At 49.7% G+C, this 21160-nt stretch carries 20 protein-coding genes, 2 tRNA genes and 1 rRNA gene; 12 read left to right on the forward strand and 11 right to left on the reverse strand.

The features are described 5' to 3' along the window. Nucleotides 1-123 precede the first annotated feature (123 nt). The 4 genes from rrf to QL223_RS04175 all read left to right on the forward strand — a co-directional run bounded on the left by rrf (nucleotide 124) and on the right by QL223_RS04175 (nucleotide 1564). Nucleotides 124-239 (forward strand): 5S ribosomal RNA (rrf, locus tag QL223_RS04160). 15 nt (nucleotides 240-254) lie between these two features. Then, nucleotides 255-331, forward strand: a tRNA-Asp gene (locus QL223_RS04165). 36 nt (nucleotides 332-367) lie between these two features. Further along, nucleotides 368-444, forward strand: a tRNA-Trp gene (locus QL223_RS04170). Between the two features lie 262 nt (nucleotides 445-706). Then, nucleotides 707-1564, forward strand: a complete 858-nt coding sequence (locus QL223_RS04175) for an endonuclease/exonuclease/phosphatase family protein (RefSeq protein WP_281544000.1) — start codon at nucleotides 707-709, stop codon at nucleotides 1562-1564. A 15-nt stretch (nucleotides 1565-1579) separates the two neighbouring features. Here the strand turns inward: QL223_RS04175 and focA are convergent, their stop codons facing one another. Continuing rightward, entirely contained in the window at nucleotides 1580-3037 is a 1458-nt protein-coding gene (focA, locus tag QL223_RS04180) for a formate transporter FocA (RefSeq protein ID WP_281544001.1), read from the reverse strand. Nucleotides 3038-3256: 219 nt separating this feature from the next. Between focA and QL223_RS04185 the strand changes: the two genes are divergently transcribed. Further along, the gene (locus tag QL223_RS04185) at nucleotides 3257-4162 is read left to right on the forward strand and encodes a LysR substrate-binding domain-containing protein (RefSeq protein ID WP_002537981.1); all 906 of its coding nucleotides are present in this window, start codon (nucleotides 3257-3259) and stop codon (nucleotides 4160-4162) included. A gap of 66 nt (nucleotides 4163-4228) precedes the next feature. Here QL223_RS04185 and QL223_RS04190 read toward each other — a convergent pair whose 3' ends face one another. Then, complete coding sequence (locus QL223_RS04190; protein WP_281544002.1) at nucleotides 4229-5800, reverse strand: LysM peptidoglycan-binding domain-containing protein; 1572 nt, start codon at nucleotides 5798-5800, stop codon at nucleotides 4229-4231. A 71-nt stretch (nucleotides 5801-5871) separates the two neighbouring features. Further along, nucleotides 5872-6630, reverse strand: a complete 759-nt coding sequence (gene gloB / locus QL223_RS04195; RefSeq protein ID WP_281544003.1) for a hydroxyacylglutathione hydrolase — start codon at nucleotides 6628-6630, stop codon at nucleotides 5872-5874. Between the two features lie 31 nt (nucleotides 6631-6661). Here gloB and QL223_RS04200 point away from each other — a divergent pair, with 31 nt between their 5' ends. Continuing rightward, nucleotides 6662-7387, forward strand: coding sequence for a methyltransferase domain-containing protein (locus tag QL223_RS04200; protein WP_046302852.1), 726 nt, complete (start codon nucleotides 6662-6664; stop codon nucleotides 7385-7387). 5 nt (nucleotides 7388-7392) lie between these two features. Here QL223_RS04200 and rnhA read toward each other — a convergent pair whose 3' ends face one another. After that, nucleotides 7393-7860, reverse strand: a complete 468-nt coding sequence (gene rnhA, locus QL223_RS04205; protein ID WP_046302853.1) for a ribonuclease HI — start codon at nucleotides 7858-7860, stop codon at nucleotides 7393-7395. A 51-nt stretch (nucleotides 7861-7911) separates the two neighbouring features. Here rnhA and dnaQ point away from each other — a divergent pair, with 51 nt between their 5' ends. Together dnaQ and QL223_RS04215 are read left to right on the forward strand one after the other, a co-directional pair. Then, on the forward strand, nucleotides 7912-8655 hold the full coding sequence (gene dnaQ / locus QL223_RS04210) for a DNA polymerase III subunit epsilon (protein ID WP_046302854.1): 744 nt from the start codon (nucleotides 7912-7914) through the stop codon (nucleotides 8653-8655). Beyond that, complete coding sequence (locus QL223_RS04215; RefSeq protein ID WP_281544004.1) at nucleotides 8652-9935, forward strand: TIGR03503 family protein; 1284 nt, start codon at nucleotides 8652-8654, stop codon at nucleotides 9933-9935. Before dnaQ ends, QL223_RS04215 begins: the two co-directional genes overlap by 4 nt. Before the next feature lie 67 nt (nucleotides 9936-10002). Here QL223_RS04215 and fadE read toward each other — a convergent pair whose 3' ends face one another. Further along, entirely contained in the window at nucleotides 10003-12453 is a 2451-nt protein-coding gene (fadE, locus tag QL223_RS04220) for an acyl-CoA dehydrogenase FadE (protein ID WP_281544005.1), read from the reverse strand. A 331-nt stretch (nucleotides 12454-12784) separates the two neighbouring features. On the opposite strand from fadE, the gene lpcA reads away from it, so the two are divergent. Together lpcA and QL223_RS04230 are read left to right on the forward strand one after the other, a co-directional pair. Continuing rightward, on the forward strand, nucleotides 12785-13363 hold the full coding sequence (gene lpcA, locus QL223_RS04225; protein WP_251877834.1) for a D-sedoheptulose 7-phosphate isomerase: 579 nt from the start codon (nucleotides 12785-12787) through the stop codon (nucleotides 13361-13363). Nucleotides 13364-13378: 15 nt separating this feature from the next. Then, nucleotides 13379-14203, forward strand: coding sequence for a class II glutamine amidotransferase (locus QL223_RS04230; RefSeq protein WP_281544006.1), 825 nt, complete (start codon nucleotides 13379-13381; stop codon nucleotides 14201-14203). Between the two features lie 64 nt (nucleotides 14204-14267). On the opposite strand, the gene purN is transcribed toward QL223_RS04230, so the two are convergent. Next, nucleotides 14268-14903, reverse strand: coding sequence for a phosphoribosylglycinamide formyltransferase (purN, locus tag QL223_RS04235; protein WP_281544007.1), 636 nt, complete (start codon nucleotides 14901-14903; stop codon nucleotides 14268-14270). Nucleotides 14904-14905: 2 nt separating this feature from the next. Next, the gene (gene purM / locus QL223_RS04240) at nucleotides 14906-15949 is read right to left on the reverse strand and encodes a phosphoribosylformylglycinamidine cyclo-ligase (protein ID WP_281544008.1); all 1044 of its coding nucleotides are present in this window, start codon (nucleotides 15947-15949) and stop codon (nucleotides 14906-14908) included. A gap of 190 nt (nucleotides 15950-16139) precedes the next feature. Between purM and upp the strand changes: the two genes are divergently transcribed. After that, nucleotides 16140-16766, forward strand: coding sequence for a uracil phosphoribosyltransferase (gene upp, locus QL223_RS04245; RefSeq protein WP_062709968.1), 627 nt, complete (start codon nucleotides 16140-16142; stop codon nucleotides 16764-16766). 66 nt (nucleotides 16767-16832) lie between these two features. Here the strand turns inward: upp and QL223_RS04250 are convergent, their stop codons facing one another. Then, nucleotides 16833-18074: a uracil-xanthine permease family protein gene (locus QL223_RS04250; RefSeq protein ID WP_046302860.1), complete on the reverse strand. Its 1242-nt coding sequence runs from the start codon at nucleotides 18072-18074 to the stop codon at nucleotides 16833-16835. Between the two features lie 525 nt (nucleotides 18075-18599). Here QL223_RS04250 and QL223_RS04255 point away from each other — a divergent pair. Further along, nucleotides 18600-19709, forward strand: a complete 1110-nt coding sequence (locus tag QL223_RS04255) for a DUF2066 domain-containing protein (RefSeq protein ID WP_281544009.1) — start codon at nucleotides 18600-18602, stop codon at nucleotides 19707-19709. A gap of 80 nt (nucleotides 19710-19789) precedes the next feature. Here QL223_RS04255 and QL223_RS04260 read toward each other — a convergent pair whose 3' ends face one another. From QL223_RS04260 to arsC, 3 genes are read right to left on the reverse strand one after another with little or no spacing between them, the layout of a single operon-like run. Then, nucleotides 19790-20203, reverse strand: a complete 414-nt coding sequence (locus QL223_RS04260; RefSeq protein WP_281544010.1) for a DUF2069 domain-containing protein — start codon at nucleotides 20201-20203, stop codon at nucleotides 19790-19792. 17 nt (nucleotides 20204-20220) lie between these two features. Continuing rightward, nucleotides 20221-20802 carry an NAD(P)H:quinone oxidoreductase gene (gene wrbA, locus QL223_RS04265; RefSeq protein WP_281544011.1) on the reverse strand — a complete coding sequence of 194 codons (582 nt, stop codon included), beginning with the start codon at nucleotides 20800-20802 and terminating at the stop codon, nucleotides 20221-20223. Beyond that, nucleotides 20802-21146 (reverse strand): arsenate reductase (glutaredoxin), encoded by a 345-nt coding sequence (gene arsC, locus QL223_RS04270; RefSeq protein WP_281544012.1) that lies wholly within the window; start codon nucleotides 21144-21146, stop codon nucleotides 20802-20804. Before arsC ends, wrbA begins: the two co-directional genes overlap by 1 nt. Nucleotides 21147-21160 lie beyond the last annotated feature (14 nt).

Here is a 21160-nt window from a genome sequence, read left to right on the forward strand (position 1 = left end):
ATACTAATTGCCCGTGAGGCTTAACCATACAACACCCAAGGGGTTTTGACGGACTCGAATAGAACGTTGAATGTGTAAGAACGAGAACAAACAAAGTCACTTTCCAAGATTTTAACGAATTTGCTTGGCGACCATAGCGTTATGGACCCACCTGACTCCATGCCGAACTCAGTAGTGAAACGTAACAGCGCCGATGGTAGTGTGGGGTCTCCCCATGTGAGAGTAGGACATCGCCAGGCTTCCAATTTAAGTGTGGAGCGGTAGTTCAGTTGGTTAGAATACCGGCCTGTCACGCCGGGGGTCGCGGGTTCGAGTCCCGTCCGCTCCGCCACTTCTTAAAGAGAAGCTAACTCTTAAAAACAGCAACAGGGGTGTAGCTCCAATTGGCAGAGCAGCGGATTCCAAATCCGCGTGTTGGGGGTTCGAATCCCTCCACCCCTGCCATCTTTAAGCCTCAGCAGTAATGCTGAGGCTTTTTCATATATAGAGTTTGGCTCTGTGAGCCAATTGTTGGGGGGCTGGATCGCCAGTCCGATCGATGGCAAGCCCCGTCGAATCCCTCCACCCGTGCCATCTTCAAGCCTCAGCAGAAATGCTGAGGCTTTTTGTGTTTTGGTGTTTGGCTTTGCTCTTAAATCCCTGTGCGGGAGTGGTGGTTTATGTGTATCCTTCAGGCTGGTTTAGTTCTCAAACACTAATCGACACTATGAATCAACTTCGAAGCCTTTGGGTTATTCTTTCTACCGCATTTCTTCTACTAGGCATTGCTCTCATCTACTTTCTCGTTGATGTCCCTGACTCACCTCAGCTTGCTTCCGGTCAAGGTGCTGTGAAATGCCGCGAGTATAAAAGCTCTTCGGAGATTGATGTCTCGAAGCCTTTGAACATCGCTGTATGGAATATCTATAAACAGCAGTTGGAAGGTTGGGATACTGAACTTAAGTCGCTGGCGGCGGACAACACCATCATTTTGCTTCAGGAAGCGCAAACCAAACCACAAATGCTTAGCTATCTAGAACAAAGTGGCTGGCATAGTAATCAGGCTTATGCTTTTGCGATTAATGGGGAAATAGCAGGCGTGATGACGTTGTCTGAAGCTATTCCAGAGAAAGTCTGTGCTTATACCAAGGTTGAACCCTACTTACGATTACCAAAGAGTGCGTTGTACAGTGCTTTCCCGCTTTCCAATGGGGAAGTGTTGTCTGTAATTAACCTTCACAGTATCAATTTTACTTATGGCGTGACTGAGTATTCTGAGCAACTGGATGTGTTGGTAGAAGCGGTAGAGCCACTTAAGGGGCCTTTGATTATTGCAGGAGACTTAAACACCTGGAGTAATGAACGACTGTCTGTCGTGAGAGATAAGTTAAGTTCAATTGGGCTAAAGGAAGCGAATTTTCAGCCAGATGAAAGGCTACGGGTTTTCAGCCATCCGTTGGACCACGTATTTTATCGTGGGGTGACGTTACAGCACGCTAAATCTATCGATACTCCCGCCTCCGATCACGCGAGGCTCGAAGCGAGCTTTGTGTTTGATGAGGCAAAAGAAAAAGGCAGCGATTAACGCTGCCTTTCTTTTTCAGATTGCCTGCGACATTTGACTGATTGTTTCATTCGCATTGTAGAGTGGGCGCATCGCTTTCAATACATCTGAGCGAGAGATTACGCCAACCAGACGATTGTTTTCCAGTACTGGAAGGATATGAGGTTTACTCATTTTCGCTTCACGAACGCGGTCTTTAAGTGGTTTATAGCTTAGGCTGGTTGCAATACCCATATCAGAAACAGGAAAGGCTTTTTCTTTGTCGACGACTAAAAATTCAGCGACATCAATCAGGCTTTCGTTGGCGCTAAGAGCTGTCACATCGTCGTTCATTAAGTCGCCTACGCATTGTTCTGCATCTGGTAGGTAGTCCTCACACCATAGGTTGACCATCACATCGTGCACTGAGAAGAAGCCGACCACGTGCAGTTGATTGTCGCAAACCGGAGCACCAGTCAATTGGTTTGAAAGCAGCACATCAATAGCATCTGCAGTGCGATCAGTGGCTTTCAATACGATAGGGCTGGTATTCATCAGATCTTTAACTTTCATTTTGTTCATCATGGCAGAATCCTTACTGGCTTTATTGAGTGTCACTGGCGAGTTGACGGCCAGCATTTCAGGTTGTTGCATTTGCTTTGTATAAATCCCCCAGTTGGCAAGGCCAACCAGTACAGCACCACCGACAACGTTGCCAAGCGTCACTGGGATAAGGTTATTAACGATAAAGTGGGAAACAGTTAAGTCAGCGTAACTTGATGCTGATACACCTAATTGCGTCCAGAAAGCGTCCGGTGAAAAGTGAGAAATGACGATACCCAGCGGAACCATAAACATGTTGGCGATACTGTGCTCGAAACCGCTGGACACGAACATGGCGACAGGCAGCATAGTCATTACAGCTTTGACAACAGGATTTGCAGAGCAAAAGGTTAGCCAAATCGCTGTGCAGACAAGAATGTTACAGAGCACGCCGAGCGTGAACGCTTCAAGCCAAGTGTGATGGAGCTTATGCTGTGCGATATTGAGTGCATTCAGCCCCCATTGACCGCCATCCAGTTGGTATAGCCCTGCTGCTGTTACCAGCGCTAACAAAATCATCGCGCCGATAAAGTTGCCTAGGTAGACCTTGCCCCAGGTACTGAAAAGCTTTCCGATGCCTACCTGGTTGTTGGCCCAGGAGATACTAGAAAGTACTGTGCTGGTAAACAGCTCGCCTTCAAAGATCACTATAAGTATCAGGCCCATACTGAATGCGAGTCCGCCAATCAGCCTGGTCATTCCCCAACTTGCGCTGTCATTACCTGTGGTGACTGTGATGTAGAAAAGAAACGCGAGGCCGATAAAGGCGCCAGCTAGCACAGCGAGACTGATGGTGGCTCCACTTCTTTTGCTGATTTTCTTCAGTGCATAGCGCTCTGCCTCGGACATCATTTCAGCCGCAGAGAAGCCTTTCACTGAGACGAAGTCGTGATCAGAATACGCAGTTGTCATTTCTTCCCCTCCTGTGTTGTTTCATGGTGTTTTCCTTTTTCTTCGAGTCGGGCGGTATACCTGACTTCCCTTTCAGAGTAAGTGTGATTGAGTGGTCAAGTACAATTGATAATCCTTTGTTTTGCATTCAATTTTATTGATGATTTTTTTAGGGTGAGTACAATAAATCCATAAAAATAAAGAGGTTTAACGTTCGCTGCTTTTCTGGGGAGGGAAGTCATGCGCTATTCACTTAAACAACTGGCAGTTTTCGATGCCGTTGCGGATTGCGGCAGCGTCAGTCAGGCGGCAGATTTACTGGCTTTGACCCAGTCTGCGACCAGTATGTCGCTGTCTCAGCTCGAGAAAATGTTGGGCAGGCCGCTTTTTGAAAGGAAAGGGAAACGTCTTATCCTGACGCATTGGGGAGCATGGCTTCGACCAAAGGCCAAGCGGCTGTTGAGAGACGCCAAGCAGATTGAAATGGGCTTCTATGACCAGCACCTGTTGAGCGGCGAAATCCGCCTTGGGGCAAGTCAAACCCCAGCAGAACACCTGGTTCCGGACCTTATCAGTATTATTGATAATGACTTTCCAGAAATTCGAATTTCCTTAGGCGTGCGAAGTACCAGCTCTATTATTCAGGGTGTATTGGATTACCGCTATGATCTGGGGATTATTGAAGGTCGTGTAGATGACAATCGTCTGCATCAGGAGCCATGGTGCACGGATCACCTAACGATTGTGGCAGCGGCCCATCATCCTTTTGCCAAACGTGAACGCGTAAGTATGGCGCAGCTGGAGCAGGCGCAATGGATTTTGCGTGAACATGGTTCGGGAACAAGAATGGCATTTGAGAGTGCGATTTCTCGCCATATCGCTGACCTTGATGTTTGGCGCGAGTATGAACATATTCCAGTTATCCGAAGTCTTGTTGCCAATGGGCCTTATGTCACCTGCTTACCCTACTTAGATGTTGAGCAGTATATTGAAGATGGAAAGTTGGTGGCGTTGAATGTACCGGAACTGGATATTTCACGCTCACTCTCTTTTGTTTGGCGAGCCGATATGGCAGAAAACCCGGTGGTGGATTGCTTTAAGCGGGAAGGTATCAGGATGATGAAGCGACACCCTATGGTGATGTAATCAATTTTGTTGATACAAAAAAAAGCGCGCAGCGAAAACGCTGCGCGCTTTTTTACTAACTAGAAGCTAAGCACTTACTTTGGTGACATCGATATACAGCTTCAATTTTTGTCCTGGCTGGATATACGCGTTCTTCTTCAGCGAGTTCCATTTCACCAGATCCGACACCGACACCTTGTAGCGCGCAGCAATACCACTCAGTGAATCGCCTTCACGGATTTGGTAGAAGATAGTACGGATACGTGCGCCTTCATCGGCTTTTTTCCAAATCACCAAGTCCTGACCAATGCGCAGCGGATCTTTCGGTGCCATACCATTCCAGCGCGCCAGCGAAGTATGTGACACGCCGTGTTTACGGGCGATCGTCCAGAAGTTATCACCTTTTTGCACTGTGTGGGTGAGTTTAATGTCACCGCGTTGTTTACTGGTGAGTTTTGCTAAACGCTGTGGAGCACTCAGTGTGTATTGGCTTTCGTCTTTCAGCGATACAGGAATGAGCAAGTGCTCTCCCACACGGATATTGGTGCCTTTTAAGCTATTGGCACGTTGAATCACTTTTACCGTTGTATTGTGGCGTTTTGCAATCAGGCCCAGAGAATCACCGCTTTTTACTTTATAGCGGGTCACTTTCACGCCCTGATTATTGTTTTCCGTTAGGTTGCTATTAAAGCGAGCCACATTTTCTTTAGGTAACAGCAAATGGTTTGCACCGTCTGGTGCTGTCGCCCAGTGATTATAGGCAGGGTTCAGGCTTTGGAGCTCAGACAGAGACAGGCCGGCGTAGTTGGCGGCCAGTGCCAAATCCATCTGCACGCCAGGTTCTACCTGCTCCACAACAGGCTTGTTGGCAATAGCTGGTAAGTCTAAGCCATAACGCTCTTTGTTCTTAACGACATCTGCTACAGCAATCAGCTTAGGCACATAACCACTGGTTTCTTTTGGCAGAGAAAGGTGCCAGAAGTCGGTTGGAAGGCCTTTGGCTTTATTGTTTCTAATCGCGCGGAACACACGACCCTCACCTGTGTTGTAGGCGGCCAGTGCATGTAACCAGTCGCCATCAAATTTCTTGTGAAGGTATTCCAGCAAATCTAATGCAGCATCCGTTGAAGCGACGACATCACGACGGCCGTCATACCACCAGTTTTGTTCCAGACCAAAGCGGCGGCCTGTGTCTGGCACAAATTGCCATAAACCCGCTGCGCGGCCATGGGAGTACGCAAATTGATCAAATGAGCTTTCTACGACTGGCAGAAGCGCGATCTCGAGTGGAATGCCGCGCTCTTCAACTTTTTCAGTGATGAGATACAGGAAAGGTTCAGCGCGTTCGGCGACTGTTTTGAGGTGTTGCGGGTGCTTTAAGTACCAGTTGCGGTAGTAATTAACGCGCTTGTTTTCAGGTACGGGCATCTCGAGTTGCATGGCAATCCGTTCCCAGACATCGTCCTGTGTTTGAGGCGTGATGACAGGAGTGGTCTCCTCGACCTTTTCGGTTTCAACTGGCGTCTGAGCGATGTCAGTCTTTAGGAGTGCTTCTTCCTGTTGCTCTGGCGTGTTAGTCGTGGTCGCGACATCACTTTGGCCGGTAATCTGGCATCCTGCGAGGAACATCGATCCCACTAACACATAACGGAACTTCATTAATCTCTGACCTTTCAAAAAATGGCCGATGATGATACTCGGCCGGAACTCTTGCTTACAAGTGACTTGTGTCAAAATTCATCTTTCCAACGTCTGAGCGCCGCAAAAGTTTCGGTATCCGTAGAGTCAGTCGCACCTTGACTTACAGCCGCTTTGACACTGTCGATATGGGCGCGTAGGAAAGGGTTGATACACTTTTCTTTCCCAATCGAACTCGGCAAAGTGGGGGTGTTTTTCTCCCGAAGTGCCTTAGCTTCAACAACATATTCGTTAAGCGCAGTATTGTTCGGTTCGACCGCGAGAGCAAATTTCAGGTTTGAAAGCGTGTATTCATGCGCACAAAACACCAGTGTGTCATCCGGTAAAGACGCCAGATGTGTCAGGGATTGGTGCATTTGTTTTGGGGTGCCCTCAAACAGCCGACCACAACCTGCAGAAAATAGCGTATCCCCGCAAAAAAGCATTCTCTCAGCATAATAAGCAATGTGGTCGAGTGTATGTCCCGGAACGTGGAAAACTGTAAAGTCAGTGTTGAACAGTGTAAAACTCTGACCGTGTTTCAGAGGATGGTTGACCATAGGGAAACGATCGGTCGCTGGGCCATAAATGGAGAGGGCTGGGAAGTGTTCCAGTAAGGTGCGGATACCGCCAATATGGTCATTGTGATGATGAGTGACCAGTACCCCATTCAGCGTCAGCCCTTCATTGTTAAGGGTTTCAAGTACTGGCTTGGCATCACCGGGATCGACGACAACACAATGATTGTCATCATTTTTTAGCAGCCAGATGTAATTGTCATTGAATGCAGGTATGCTTGTTACAGATAGCATTGAATCTCTCCAGCTATAACTCTAAAACACTATGAAACCAGCACGCAGCCAACGTCCACTGGAATACCCGTACACTTGGGACCAATTCGCGCACGGCGAATGGGCGTGCACGCACGTGCAAACGCGGCTGGACGAATGGTTGCCCAGACTGTTCGGTTATCACATGCTAAAGCTTGGTGGCCTTAGCTGTGAAATGGTCACCGGGCATTGTAACATTCAGCATCAGGTCTGTATCGACAAGCTCAATCCTTTGCGGAACATGGAGGCCGAGAACTACGATTTGCCTTTTCTCGACAAAGCCTTTGACGTTTGCATTCTCGCCAACCAACTTGACTACACGGATGACCCTCACCGATTGCTGCGTGAGATCGACAGAGTCATGATAGACGATGGCTATCTGATCCTTTCAGGAGTTAATCCCAGTAGTTTGATGGGGATCGGCCGATTGATACCTTGGCGCAAGAATCGACTGCCTTGGAATGGACGAATGTTTACGCCATTGCGGGTGAGGGACTGGTTGGGAGTGTTAAACTACGAAATCGTTGAAATGTCGTGTTTCGGACTGATTCCAGCAACACGGCACCGAACTTGTGGCGTATGGTTTGAAAATGCCTGTTCGGGGCTTCTGCCTGCTATTGGCTCGCTCTATTTCATTGTTGCACGTAAGCGAACCTATCCACTGAAACCTATCAAACCGAAGTGGAAGCTGAAAAAATCGCTGTCGCCGGTGAGTGTGAACTACCGCACCGGCGGTTGAGATATTTACTCGGAAGGGATGTAACCTTCATCTGGCCCTGTCGGGTTTTCTGCGGCGGTTCTTGCCAGTTCATCACAGCGCTCATTTTCTGGATGACCTGCATGACCTTTCACCCATTGCCAATCCACAGTATGGCGCTGGGTTTCGGTATCCAGACGCTGCCATAGGTCGGCATTTTTTACTGGCTTTTTATCTGCAGTTTTCCAACCTCGTTTCTTCCAATTGTGTATCCACTGGGTGATCCCCTGACGCACGTATTGACTGTCGGTAGTCAGCGTGACGTTGCAAGATTCTTTCAGGCTCGCCAGACCCACAATGGCCGCCAGCAGTTCCATGCGGTTATTGGTGGTGAGCGCAAAGCCTTCGCTCATCTCTTTCTCGTGTTGTTTATAACGCATGACCACGCCATAACCACCCGGTCCTGGATTACCGAGACAAGAACCGTCCGTGAAAATTTCTACCTGCTTGACCATATTTGTTAGTATCTGTGGAAATTAATCGCCAAGTCTGACACAAGTGCCGCTATGAAAGCCAGTTACGACAGAATTATCGTTCTCGATACCGAAACCACGGGTATGAACCGTGAAGGTGGTCCCCATTATGAAGGACACCGCATTATTGAAATCGGCGCGGTGGAAATCATCAACCGCAAACTGACCGGTCGCCATTTCCACGTGTACATCAAACCGGATCGAGAAATCGATCCGGAAGCGATTTCCGTACACGGTATTACCGATCAGTTTTTACGTGACAAGCCGGAATACGGCGATATTCATGCCGAATTCCTCGAATTTATCAAAGGCGCGGAACTTGTTGCCCACAACGCGCCCTTTGATACCGGCTTCATGGACTATGAATTCCAGATGCTGGATCCGTCGATTGGTAAGACGGACGACTTCTGCAAGGTGACCGATACCCTTGCCATGGCGAAGAAGATCTTCCCGGGCAAGCGGAACAACCTTGATATTCTCTGTGAACGTTACGGCATAGACAACTCGCACCGTACCCTACACGGCGCATTGCTCGATGCCGAGATTCTGGCTGATGTATACCTGTTGATGACAGGTGGCCAGACAACGCTCAAGTTCAGTGGTAGTGATTCAAACGAAGAAGGCGGTGAAGGTGAAGCCATTCGACGTGTCGAAGCCGGTACGAAAAAACTAAAGATTATCAGTGCCTCTGCCGATGAACTAAGTGAACATGAAAAGCAGCTCGATATCATCGAAAAGAATGGCAGCTGTTTGTGGAGGCAACAGGAGAGTGTATGAAAACAAGGTGGGCTGGGTTGCTGCTCACTCTGCTGATGGCGTTCAACGTCGCAGCGGAGCAGACATCGGATCGTGACATACGGTTACTGAACAATCGTTTCCGTATCGATTCCACCATTACTCAGGTTGCCTTTGTTATCTATCGCCAAAAACCCAGTCAGCCGGTTGTGCTTGTGCAGCCGGATGGCTCCAAGCTATATGAATTCCGTCATCCCGATAATGTGTCATGGCATAAAGAGCCGGACATGGACATTATTTCGATTCTAAACCCAATGCCAGGCCCGTGGCAGGCGATTGGTAAAGTCACTCCTGAAAACAAAATCCGTATTCTCTCTGAACTCAGTATGAAGGTAGATACCTTCCCAAGCCGTCTCTACCAAGGCGAAACCCTGAAGTTTACCGCCCGTTTAATGCAAGGTGATGTGCCACTGAATCTCAGGGACTTTCTCGACCGTGTTGAATTGACCGTTACCTTTACAGAGTATCTGGAAAGTGTGGATGACATTCCGGTGGACCAGCGCCCGCAGGAAATGTCTCTGGGCCGCTTCAAAGATGATGGCGCAGGTTTGGATGAATATGCAGGTGACGGCGTGTTTACCGTCGAGCTTCCTGTGAATGCTCATCCTGGGAAATACCGCGCGCGAGTCACTTCGGGTAACGGCGTGTTTTTCCGCACTCTGGAGCAGGAAGTCTTGGTGTATCCAACGCCACTGATGGCGACCTTTAAACAAAGCCGCAAAAAAGCGCTGCCTCACCATCTTCTGGTGGAGTCTGATACCGCAAGCATAGAGCCAGGTTCAATCGCTGCACATTCAGAGTTTAGGGATCCCAATGGCAAGCTATCTGTCTATCAGGGCGTAGCGGGCGAAGATTACACGGCGCTCACCGTCGATATCGATAACTTCGAAGAGCCGGGACGTCATAAATGGCATGCATGGCTATATGGCACGGATAAGCTTTCCGGACGCCCTTTGATGTTCCATCTTCCAGAGCAGACGTTTGCCGTGGCAGATTATGAGGCGATCGAGCAGGCGAAGCTTGAGCGCGAAGAACGAGAAGCGGAGCGTAAACGGATAGAAGATGAGCGTATTGCGGCTGAGAAACGTGAAGCAGACAGAAAGATGGCGATGATCACCATTATTGGTGGCAATATCTTGCTGCTTATCTTGGCGGTCGGTGGTTGGTTCGTCGTTCGTATGATCAAGCGTAAGAAGCTTGCAGCAGAGACGGAAGAGGAGCTGGAAGCGCCGCCACCGGAAGAACCGGACAAAGCGGCTTAATCCGTTTACCCAGCGCAAAGAAAAAGGAGAAGCTAAGCTTCTCCTTTTGTCGTTATTGGGTTTGATGTTAGGCAGCGTGCACCACTTTATCCAACGTTTTGCTCGCTGCAGCGAGATCTGCAGGATCAAAGTCATCAACGTTGATAGTTTCGATGCGACCTTCCTCTGCAATACGCAGGATGTCTGCTTCTTTCTCTGAAATTGCACCCTCACGAAGGCCAATCTCCGCCACTTTATCGAGGAACATAAATGGCAGTTTTTGACCCGTCGAGTCACACACTTTCTGGTAGACAGGCTCTGCGGCAAGGATATCCAGCAGGGCTTTTTCAATCTTACCGACCGCATTGTGCTCAGATGCTTCCAGGAACTGACCACGGCCGATACGGCTGCGGGTTTCACCTGGGGTTTGCAGAATTGCTGCCACTTTACCGTCCAGCGAATCGCTTGGTTTGGTGCGACGGGTGCCGAATGGGAATAACAGAACACGCAGCGGCGCAGCTACCCAACGGGCAGGGAAGTTGGCAAGGAAATCATCCAGAGCTTCTTCAGTTTGGTACATAGCATCTTGCATGCCCCAGTGAACCAAAGGCAGATCCGCTTTTTGGTAGCCTTCGTCGGCATAGCGCTTCATGGTAGCCGAAGCCAGATACAATTGGCTCAGAACATCACCCAGACGGGCAGAAAGACGCTCTTTACGCTTCAGGTTGCCACCCAGCACTGCCATTGAGATGTCAGATAACAGGGCGAGGTTAGACGCGTAGCGGTTCATTTGTTGGTAGTAGCGCGCCGTTTCGTCTTTACGTGGCACGCTGGAAGTGCGGCCATCAGTCAGGCCCAACCAGACTGAACGAACCAGGTTGCTGATTACAAAACCAACATGGCCAAATAATGCCTGGTCAAAACCAGCCAGAGCTTCGCGCTCGTCTTCTTTGTAAGCTGCGTTCATTTCTTCCAGTACAAATGGATGGCAGCGGATAGCACCCTGGCCGAAGATGATCATCGAGCGGGTCAGAATGTTCGCACCTTCAACTGTAATGGCAATCGGTGCACCTTGATAACCACGGGCCAGGAAGTTTTTAGGACCCATACAGATACCCTTACCGCCGACGACGTCCATAGCATCAATCACGCCACGTTGACCGCGGTGGGTACAGTGGTATTTAACAATGGCAGAAATAACTGATGGCTTCTCACCCAAGTCGATACCAGCCACGGTCAACGCGCTGGCAGCATCCATGACATAGGCGTTACCACCGATGCGTGCCAATGGCTCTTCAATACCTTCCATTTTACCGATAGGCAATTTGAACTGACGGCGAATGCGGGCATAAGCACCAGTTGCCAGCGCAGCCGTTTTGAGGCCACCTGTCGAGTTTGAAGGCAGGGTAATACCACGGCCAACTGACAGACATTCAACCAGCATACGCCAACCCTGGCCTGCCATTTCTGGACCACCGATAATGAAATCAAGTGGTACAAAAATATTCTCACCACGGGTAGGGCCATTTTGGAACGGCAGGTTCAGCGGGAAATGACGGCGGCCAATGTCCACGCCTTCAATATCCGTAGGTATCAGCGCACAGGTGATGCCCATATCCTCCTGATCGCCCAGCAGGCCTTCTGGATCTTTCAGCTTGAATGCCAGACCAAGAACGGTCGCGACTGGCGCCAGCGTGATGTAACGCTTGTTCCAGGTGATGGACATCCCCAGCACTTCTTTGCCTTGCCACATGCCTTTCGTGACAACACCTTCATCCGGGATAGAACCTGCGTCAGAGCCTGCTTCAGGGCTCGTCAGTGCAAAACATGGGATTTCTAGGCCATTGGCCAGGCGTGGCAGGTAGTAATCTTTTTGGTCTGTGGTGCCATAGTGTTGCAGTAGCTCACCAGGTCCCAAACTGTTTGGCACACCAACGGTGGAAGAGAGAACTCCTGAAACACCGGTCAGTTTTTGCAGGACCAGTGATTGTGCGTAAGCAGAAAACTCCAGACCACCGTATTCCTTTTTGATGATCATGGCGAAGAATTTGTTGTCCTTCAGGTATTGCCAGACTTCCGGTGGCAGGTCTGCCAGCTCATGGGTGACCTGATAGTCATTGACCATGCGGCACACTTCGTTGACTGGACCGTCGAGGAATGCGCGCTCTTCAGCACTCAGGCGAGGTGCAGGAATGTCATGCAGCTTGTTCCAATCTGGCGCGCCGCGGAAAAGATCGGCTTCCCACCAGACGGTGCCTGCATCAATAGCTTCTTTTTCGGTCTGAGACATTTCTGGCATCACGCCTTTAAACATCTTCAGTGCAGGTTTGCTCAGCCATGACTCGCGGAATGAGCGGACGTTCAAAGGAATGGCGATTGCGATGAACACCAGCCAGCTGATTTGGCCAACAATGCCCATCACAGAGCCAACAATTAACATTCCCGCTGCTGCGGCGGTGAATAGTTTCAAGCCAGCGCGGTGATACGCCAGTATCGCCATCAGTGCCAGAAACGTTATCAGGTACAGGGTTGTCGCCATTTTCGGTTCTCCTTATCCTTCAACCCAATCTTATAATGGTAAGAGGTCATACCACTTAATTGTAAGCAGGTTTTTAAGAGAATGTAAAACGGTGACCGGTAAAAATGTGCACCTCACTTCACAGAGAAGTACAATGAAACAGTGTTCAGTTTTCAGACGATTGTTTTTACGAGAGATGCATAAGGTGAGGCAGATTATCGACAGCTTCATCTTTTTGCGGGTACACTGCTTCTCATATCTTCGGGCGCTTGCCCTGCTAATAAATCCTTCTGGTCGCCATTAATCGCGCGGCTGGTAGTGGACGACTAAACCAATAAATAGAGAATTGCCCATGTACCAAGATCTCATTCGCTCAGAGCTTAACGAAGCAGCTCAGGTGCTTAACGTGTTTCTAAGTGACGACAAGAATATTGCAGACATCGAAGCGGCAGCGAAACTGCTGGCTGATTCCTTTAAAGCAGGCGGTAAAGTACTGTCTTGCGGCAATGGCGGTTCGCATTGTGACGCGATGCACTTTGCTGAAGAGCTGACGGGTCGTTACCGTGAAAACCGCCCTGGTTATCCGGCGATCGCAATCTCTGATCCTAGCCACCTTTCTTGTGTATCGAATGACTTTGGCTACGAATACGTTTTCTCTCGCTATGTTCAGGCGGTAGGCGCAAAAGGCGATGTACTGTTTGGCCTGTCGACGTCAGGTAACTCAGGTAACGTGCTGAAAGCGATTGATGCTGCAAAAGAGAAAGGCATGAAGAGCATCATGCTGACGGGTAAAGATGGCGGTAAAATGGCCGGATTGGCAGACATCGAAATCCGTGTACCACATTTTGGCTACGCGGATCGCATTCAGGAAGTGCATATTAAGATCATCCACATCCTGATCCAGCTTGTTGAAAAAGAAATGGAAAAATAAGGATAACGTAAAGGAATGTGTGAACTGCTTGGCATGAGTGCCAATGTACCGACGGACATTTGTTTTAGCTTTACCGGCTTGATCCAGCGTGGGGGCAATACTGGCCCTCACCGTGATGGCTGGGGCATTGTCTTTTACGAAGGCAAAGGGTTCCGAACGTTTAAAGATCCGAACCCGAGCTGCGACTCAAAAATTGCTGAGCTTGTTCAGAGTTATCCGATCAAAAGCTGCGCGGTTATTAGCCACATTCGCCAGGCGAACCGTGGTGAAGTCAATCTGGAGAATACTCATCCGTTTACCCGTGAAATTTGGGGACGTTACTGGACTTATGCTCACAATGGGCAATTGTCAGATTACGAAGATTTGCCGACAGGGCACTTCAAGCCTGTTGGAGAAACGGACAGTGAAAAAGCCTTCTGCTATTTACTGCACGAAATTGAAAAGCATTACCCCGACAAGCCGGACGATATGACGGAAGTGTTCCGCTTTATCGCCAGCCGTTGTGACAAACTTCGTGAACTAGGCGTGTTTAACATGCTGTTCAGTGACGGTGACTATGTGATGGCGTATTGCTCCAATAACCTTCACTGGATAACCCGTCGTGCGCCGTTTGGTAAAGCCAGTCTGATCGATGAAGAGGTGACGGTCGACTTTCAGGAAGAGACGACGCCGAATGACGTGGTGACAGTGATAGCGACTCAGCCACTGACCAACAATGAAACCTGGCACAAGATGCAGCCGGGTGAGTATTGTGTGTTCCATTTGGGTGAAGTGATTACCTGCAACCGTGCTGATATTGCAGCACAGGCAGAAGAGGCGGCTAGCGAATCCGATTCGTAGTGCCATCTTCAGACGATAAAAAACGCGCCGTAAGGGCGCGTTTTTTGTGTCCGAAAAAACGGAGTTAATCAGCTGCGTAGCCGGACTGTCCCAGCACTTCGTCATCCATCACGGCTTTTTCATCCGCCATGTTGAGTCTGCCTTGGCAGAACCATTCCACCACCAATGGGTAGATACGGTGCTCTTGCTCCTGAACACGGGCAAAGACGCTGTCTGCGTCGTCATCTTCAAAAATCGGCACTCTGGCCTGAAGAATGACGGGACCACCGTCGAGCTCTTCTGTCACAAAATGCACTGAAGTGCCGTGCTCGTCATCACCTGCGTCAATGGCACGCTGGTGGGTGTTGAGGCCAGTGTATTTCGGCAATAGGGAAGGGTGAATGTTCAGCATCTTGCCCTGATAGTGACGGACAAACTCTGGCGTCAGGATACGCATGAAACCCGCCAACACAATGAGGTCTGGCGAGTATTCATCGATAGTAGCCATGAGCTGACTGTCATATTGGCTTCGGTCTGAAATCCCTTTGCTGGCAACTACAACTGCCTCAATCCCGGCATCCTTCGCACGGGTAAGGCCGTATGCGTCTTCTTTGTTTGCAATGACAGCCGAAATTTCAATGCCGTTATTGCCATGGCAGCGATCAATGATCGCCTGAAGATTTGAGCCGTTTCCAGAAACCAGAACAACCAGCTTTTTCATGGTTACCCCTTGATCTCAACCTGTTCTTCGCCAGCCGCAGCGTTCTCGATGGTGCCCAGCAGCCATGCGCTTTCGCCCTCCTGATTCAGGATGTCGATAGCTTTCTGTGCTTGTTCTGCAGGCAGTGCAATCACAAGGCCCACGCCACAGTTGAAGGTACGGTACATTTCGTGCTCGGTCACGTTACCGTTTTCTTGCAGCCAGTTGAAAATAACAGGCCATTCCCAGCTGTTTCCATCGATCACGGCTTTGGTGCCTTCAGGCAGCACGCGCGGGATGTTTTCCCAGAAACCGCCACCTGTGATGTGTGAGATAGCGTGAACATCGCAGCTTTCAAGCATCTTCAGGGCAGGTTTTACATATATGCGGGTCGGTTCCAGCAGGTGGTCAGCCAGTGTCTTGCCGTCAAGCTCCGCGTTAACGTCTGCGCCTGAAACTTCAATGATTTTACGTACAAGGCTGTAGCCGTTAGAGTGAGGACCTGATGAAGCGACAGCGATGATCGCATCACCTTGAGCGACTTTAGTGCCGTCGATCACTTCTTCTTTCTCAACGACACCAACACAGAAACCTGCCACGTCATAATCTTCACCGTGGTACATGCCTGGCATTTCAGCGGTTTCACCGCCGATAAGTGCACAGCCAGCTTGCAAACAGCCTTCGCCAATACCCGTTACCACGTCAGCAGCTGTATCAACGTCCAGCTTGCCTGTTGCGTAGTAATCAAGGAAGAACAGTGGCTCAGCACCCTGAACAATCAGGTCATTGACACACATTGCCACCAGGTCGATACCAATGGTGTCGTGTTTTTTCAGATCCATCGCCAAGCGAAGTTTGGTACCTACACCGTCAGTACCTGAAACCAGGACTGGCTGCTTGTATTTTGTAGGCAGTTCACAAAGTGCACCGAAACCACCGATGCCACCCATGACTTCAGGACGACGAGTGCGCTTAACAACGCCTTTAATTCTGTCGACCAGGGCGTTACCTGCATCGATATCTACACCTGCATCTTTGTAGCTTAGAGAAGACTTATTATCGCTCACTGGGGATCCTTACCGAGTTATGGACTAAAAAGCGGCGCCATTTTAACAGCGGTATTTCAAAAAGGAAAACGTTTGCGTCAGGTTCAACGCAGCGAATTTGGCTTAAAAAAGCGCAACCAGTTGTATGTAACTATTCCACCGAATTTTCTTGTGTATAATTCGTGGAATTTGTTTTTTGCAGGAGTCTGTCATGAAAGTCGTCGAAGTTAAGCACCCGCTGGTAAAACACAAAATCGGTCTTATGCGTGAGGGTGATATCAGCACCAAGCGTTTCCGTGAGTTGGCGACAGAAGTAGGCAGCCTGCTGACCTATGAAGCGACTTCAGATTTCGAAACTGAAAAAGTTACCATTGAAGGCTGGAATGGCCCGGTTGAAATCGACCGCATCAAGGGTAAGAAAGTGACTGTTGTGCCAATTCTGCGTGCAGGCTTGGGCATGATGGACGGTGTATTGGAGCACATTCCAAGCGCACGTATCAGCGTGGTCGGTATTTACCGTGATGAAGAAACGCTGGAGCCGGTTCCTTATTTCCACAAGCTTGCGAGCAATATCAATGAGCGTATGGCGCTGGTGGTTGACCCAATGCTGGCAACCGGGGGTTCTATGATCGCAACCATCGACCTGCTGAAAGAGCACGGTTGTGACAACATCAAAGTGCTGGTACTGGTAGCTGCACCTGAAGGTATTGATGCACTGGAAAAAGCACACCCGGATGTAGAGCTTTATACTGCAGCAATCGACCAGAAACTGAACGACAAAGGCTACATCGTGCCAGGTCTGGGCGATGCAGGCGATAAGATTTTCGGCACCAAATAAATAGCACGAAATCGAAATATGAAAGAGGCTTCCATTTGGAAGCCTCTTTTCGTTTGGTGCGGTGAATTAATCTTCCATCTGCGCGTTGTCGACAACGTGGGTTTCACCCATGTCGTGCGGCAGGATGAGGTTCAGCAAAATCGCAACGATACCGCAAAGGCTGATACCCTGCAGGCTGAATTCGCCAATACCAAAGGCCATACCGCCGATACCGAAGACCAGTGTCACTGCAACAATAGCCAGGTTACGCGCTTTGTGTAGATCGACCTGATTTTTGATCAGGGTGTTCAGACCGACGGTTGCTATAGAGCCAAACAGCAAAATCATGATGCCGCCCATCACAGGAACGGGAATGGTCTGCAAAATCGCACCCAACTTGCCAACGAAGGCCAGCACAATCGCCGTGATGGCACCCCAGGTCATGATGGCGGGGTTGAAAGCGCGGGTGAGCATCACGGCGCCTGTGACTTCACTGTAAGTGGTGTTCGGTGGTGCACCAAACATCGAAGCGGCCATGGTGGCAACACCATCGCCCGCCATGGTGCGATGAAGTCCCGGCTTTTTCAGGTAGTCTTTGTTGGTCACATTTGAAATCGCTAGCATGTCGCCAACGTGTTCAACGGCAGGGGCAATGGCTACCGGAATCATGAACAGAATCGCGTTGATGTTGAATTCCGGTGCAGTGAAGTTTGGCATCGCCAGCCACGCTGCATTTTGGACTGGAGAAAAATCAACCACGCCAAAGAAAAGCGCAACCACATAGCCTGACACAATACCTGCGAGAATCGGCACCAGCTTAAAGAAGCCTTTGGCGAACACCGACACAGCGATAGTCGTGATGAGCGAAACCGCTGAAATCCAAAGTGCTACTGAGCCATCAACCAGTTGAATGGCACCGTCGCCGGATTTACCTACCGCCATGTTGACGGCTGCAGGTGCCAGACCCAAACCAATCACCATGATCACCGGGCCAACCACTACTGGTGGAAGTAGCTTGTGGATGAAACCAACACCACGCACTTTGATAAACCCGCCCATGCACACGTACACCAAACCTGCTGCCATTAGACCACCCATGGTTGCTGGGATACCCCAGGTCTGAACACCGAACAAGATGGGTGCAATAAAGGCAAAAGAGGAAGCGAGGAAAATGGGGACAGAACGTTTGGTGATGATTTGGAAGAGAAGGGTACCAATACCGGCACCGAAAAGAGCGACGTTAGGGTCAAGTCCCGTAAGGAGTGGAACCAGCACCAACGCGCCAAAGGCAACAAATAGCATTTGTGCCCCTTGTAACACTTGCATCATGACGCACCTTCCTGAAGTTTAAAAAATCGCGGGATACTATCATGATTTATAGGGGCAATTAAGTGAGTTATTGCATACTGTCAGTATACTTCACACTGAGAGACAAACTTTCTGTCGGAAAAATTGTCAATGAAGTAACAGAGAGATTGTTTTTGCTGGCCTGAGCAGTGGTATACCCAAACAACCTGAAGATGCTCGTATTCAGAGGTCATCAATGCGTTCAATTCGAGGCGAACTCCGCGAGGACTAGTCATTCTATTTCCGTGGAGTTTAACGAAGAAGTGGGCGCATTGAGGCCCTCCCTTCGGGCGAGTTGACTGACGCCGTGCTCTTTGTTGTCCCTTTTTGATGGAGATAACTACACCTACAAAGGTACGCCGCGATCACAACGCCAGTCAAACTCGCTGAATCCTGCATCTTCAGGTTGTTTGGGTATATGACACTCAATTTCGGTGTTTAGCCATTGCTGACAGTAGGGCTTCACTTTATGATCAACGTTTAAAAATCGAGTTATCTGGCAAATATATGTTACGAACCTTCATTTTCGTTTTGGCACTCGTACTGGGGCAAACCAGTGCAATGGCCGCTTCACTGTTCAGTGCTGAAGTGGTGTTGGATGACAGCGATGCAGCAACGGAACAAGCTGCGAAAGAAACAGCATTTGTTGATGTATTGATCCGCGCGTCTGGCCAGTCTGAGGTGGGTAACAATCCGGTTATTCAAAAAGCACTCCCAACGGTGAACCAATACATTACCCAGCTCGGCTATGGCAATGTCGAAGGTCAACGTTCTTTGGTGCTTGGTTTTGATGACCGGAAGATCCGCACACTGTTGACGCAAGCGCAAGCGACTTACTGGGGCACTCCGCGTCCGGAAGTCCTGTTCTGGCTGGTGGAAGATAATGCTTCTCAGCGCAATGTGGTGTGGGAACAATCTGCATCTCCACTCATCAATGAGCTGAAAGCGGAAGGCGAACGCCGCGGTTTAACTGTTTTGATGCCTGTAGGTGATTTTGACGATGTGGTTGCTGTGTCTATTCCTGATCTTTGGGGTGGATTCGCAGGACCTATCGCTCAGGCAAGTGCGAGATACAACCCGGCAGGTGTTGCCGTTGTCAAAGTGCACAATAACCGCATTAGCTGGCAACTTTTCCCAAATGCAGCAAGTATCGGTCAGGATGCACCTGTTGAAGGTCGCGCTTCCGGTTCGCCAGATCAAGCATTCGCCACCATGATTGATGAGATGGCTGATTTTTATGCAGGTCGCCTTGCCGTGAATCTTGGTGTTGCTGATAGCGGTGCGAAAGCGTTGGAAGTGTCAGGTCTAGATGATGCGGAAGATTTCTTTGTTATCGAACGTACATTGAAAGGCTTAAACTCAGTGGCTTCGTTGCGATTAGAGTCGATTGTTGATGGTACTGCGACTTTCCGTATCAGCCTGCTAGCGTCTGAAGATATCTTTCATAATGAGATGATGGTAGACCGTCGTCTGCGCCGTGTGGAAGTACTGTCTCAACCTCTGGTGGAAGAAGCTCCTGTTGTGACTGAAAGTGTTGATGGTGTGATTGTGCCTGTTGAGCCAACACCCGTTGCAGAGCCCGTAGAGGCTGCGATTCAGTATGAGTGGATTGGCTAAGCAACAGCTAAGTTTCATACGCTGGAGTCAAAAAAAGCAGGTTGAGAAACCTGCTTTTTTTATCACTTGCGATTTGAGGCTTACTGCTCGAAACGCGCTTTTTCTTCTTTCTCGACTTGGGAAAGTTTCTTCAGTCCCAGCCCTTCTTCCTGCCCTTTGCGCTTGGCGTAATACACGTTGCAGACAAAAGAAAACGAAGTCAGCACCAGTTCTATAGCAGCCAGCCAGCGTTCACCTACATCGACCCACAGAATGGTCAGCGCATGCAGGAAGTAAAACATCAAAATGAAGTTCGCCCAGGCGTGGGTGTACGCTTTGCCTTTCATAATGCCAATTAGTGGCAAGAGCAGTGGGAGTATCCAAGCGATAGCTACGCCGATTGGGTTCACATGTGGGTGCGGTGAAATCACACCATGCCACAAAGCGACCCAACCAATCAGTGCCAAATATGCGCCGAGAGCCAGAGGCCTCAGTGTTGAACTGGAAGAAAACAACGGGATAACTCCTTTTATCAATCTTTGAGGCGCGCGGCTATCTCAGCCAGGCGTTTACCGCCTGCAATGGCGAGGTTTTTCTCTTCAGCATCAGGCTGGCGCCGACCTTCGCCCGTGATGTGTGAAGGGCCGTAGGGGGAACCGCCGCCTTGTGTTGTGTGCAGGGCGGGCTCTGAGTGAGGCAGTCCGACAATCACCATACCGTGGTGAAGCAGTGGCAGCATCATAGTGTTCAGTGTGGTTTCCTGACCGCCATGCAGCATTGAACCTGAGGTAAACACCATGGCTGGCTTTCCGATCAGGGAGCCCGCGAGCCACTCTTTGGCCGTGCTGTCGATAAAGTGTTTGAGCGGTGCGGCCATGTTGCCAAAGCGAACAGGGCTTCCGAGCGCCAAACCATGACAAGCTTTCAAATCCTCTATCGACACATACGGATCTTCCGGGATCTCAGCAGATGGTGTTTCGCCAACGGAGGCAATGTCGGGGACGGTGCGTAATCTTGCCACCGCGCCTGACGCTTCGATGCCACGGGCAATCAGGCGGGCAATGCTTCTTGTCCCGCCATGTCGGCTGTAATAGAGAACCAGAACCTCAGTCATTACAGAATGGTCAATACGTTTTCTGGTGGTCGACCCATCGCTGCTTTACCGTTTGCGACAACAATTGGGCGTTCAATCAGTTTTGGATTTTCAACCATAGCTTGAATCAGTTGCTCGTCTGTCGCATCAGCCAGCTGCAGCTCTTTATAGATGGCTTCTTTGGTGCGCATCATTTGTCGTGGGGAGTCGAAGCCCAATTGCTCCAGCAGGCTTTTTATGGTGTCTGCAGATGGCGGTGTTTCCAGATAAGCCACAACGTCTGGCTGAATGCCTTTTTCTTCCAGCAGCGCCAGAGTTTGGCGGCTCTTTGAGCAACGGGAGTTGTGGTAAATAGTGACTGACATGACAGTTCCTTTCT

This window comes from Grimontia sp. SpTr1 (assembly GCF_947387585.1).
Lineage (GTDB): Bacteria > Pseudomonadota > Gammaproteobacteria > Enterobacterales > Vibrionaceae > Enterovibrio > Enterovibrio indicus.

Coding starts and splice junctions, on each gene's coding strand:
- QL223_RS04175 (WP_281544000.1), top strand. CDS start 707: ATGAATCAACTTCGAAGCCTTTGGGTTATTCTTTCTACCGCATTTCTT.
- focA (WP_281544001.1), bottom strand. CDS start 3,037: ATGACAACTGCGTATTCTGATCACGACTTCGTCTCAGTGAAAGGCTTC.
- QL223_RS04185 (WP_002537981.1), top strand. CDS start 3,257: ATGCGCTATTCACTTAAACAACTGGCAGTTTTCGATGCCGTTGCGGAT.
- QL223_RS04190 (WP_281544002.1), bottom strand. CDS start 5,800: ATGAAGTTCCGTTATGTGTTAGTGGGATCGATGTTCCTCGCAGGATGC.
- gloB (WP_281544003.1), bottom strand. CDS start 6,630: ATGCTATCTGTAACAAGCATACCTGCATTCAATGACAATTACATCTGG.
- QL223_RS04200 (WP_046302852.1), top strand. CDS start 6,662: ATGAAACCAGCACGCAGCCAACGTCCACTGGAATACCCGTACACTTGG.
- rnhA (WP_046302853.1), bottom strand. CDS start 7,860: ATGGTCAAGCAGGTAGAAATTTTCACGGACGGTTCTTGTCTCGGTAAT.
- dnaQ (WP_046302854.1), top strand. CDS start 7,912: ATGAAAGCCAGTTACGACAGAATTATCGTTCTCGATACCGAAACCACG.
- QL223_RS04215 (WP_281544004.1), top strand. CDS start 8,652: ATGAAAACAAGGTGGGCTGGGTTGCTGCTCACTCTGCTGATGGCGTTC.
- fadE (WP_281544005.1), bottom strand. CDS start 12,453: ATGGCGACAACCCTGTACCTGATAACGTTTCTGGCACTGATGGCGATA.
- lpcA (WP_251877834.1), top strand. CDS start 12,785: ATGTACCAAGATCTCATTCGCTCAGAGCTTAACGAAGCAGCTCAGGTG.
- QL223_RS04230 (WP_281544006.1), top strand. CDS start 13,379: ATGTGTGAACTGCTTGGCATGAGTGCCAATGTACCGACGGACATTTGT.
- purN (WP_281544007.1), bottom strand. CDS start 14,903: ATGAAAAAGCTGGTTGTTCTGGTTTCTGGAAACGGCTCAAATCTTCAG.
- upp (WP_062709968.1), top strand. CDS start 16,140: ATGAAAGTCGTCGAAGTTAAGCACCCGCTGGTAAAACACAAAATCGGT.
- QL223_RS04250 (WP_046302860.1), bottom strand. CDS start 18,074: ATGATGCAAGTGTTACAAGGGGCACAAATGCTATTTGTTGCCTTTGGC.
- QL223_RS04255 (WP_281544009.1), top strand. CDS start 18,600: ATGTTACGAACCTTCATTTTCGTTTTGGCACTCGTACTGGGGCAAACC.
- wrbA (WP_281544011.1), bottom strand. CDS start 20,802: ATGACTGAGGTTCTGGTTCTCTATTACAGCCGACATGGCGGGACAAGA.
- arsC (WP_281544012.1), bottom strand. CDS start 21,146: ATGTCAGTCACTATTTACCACAACTCCCGTTGCTCAAAGAGCCGCCAA.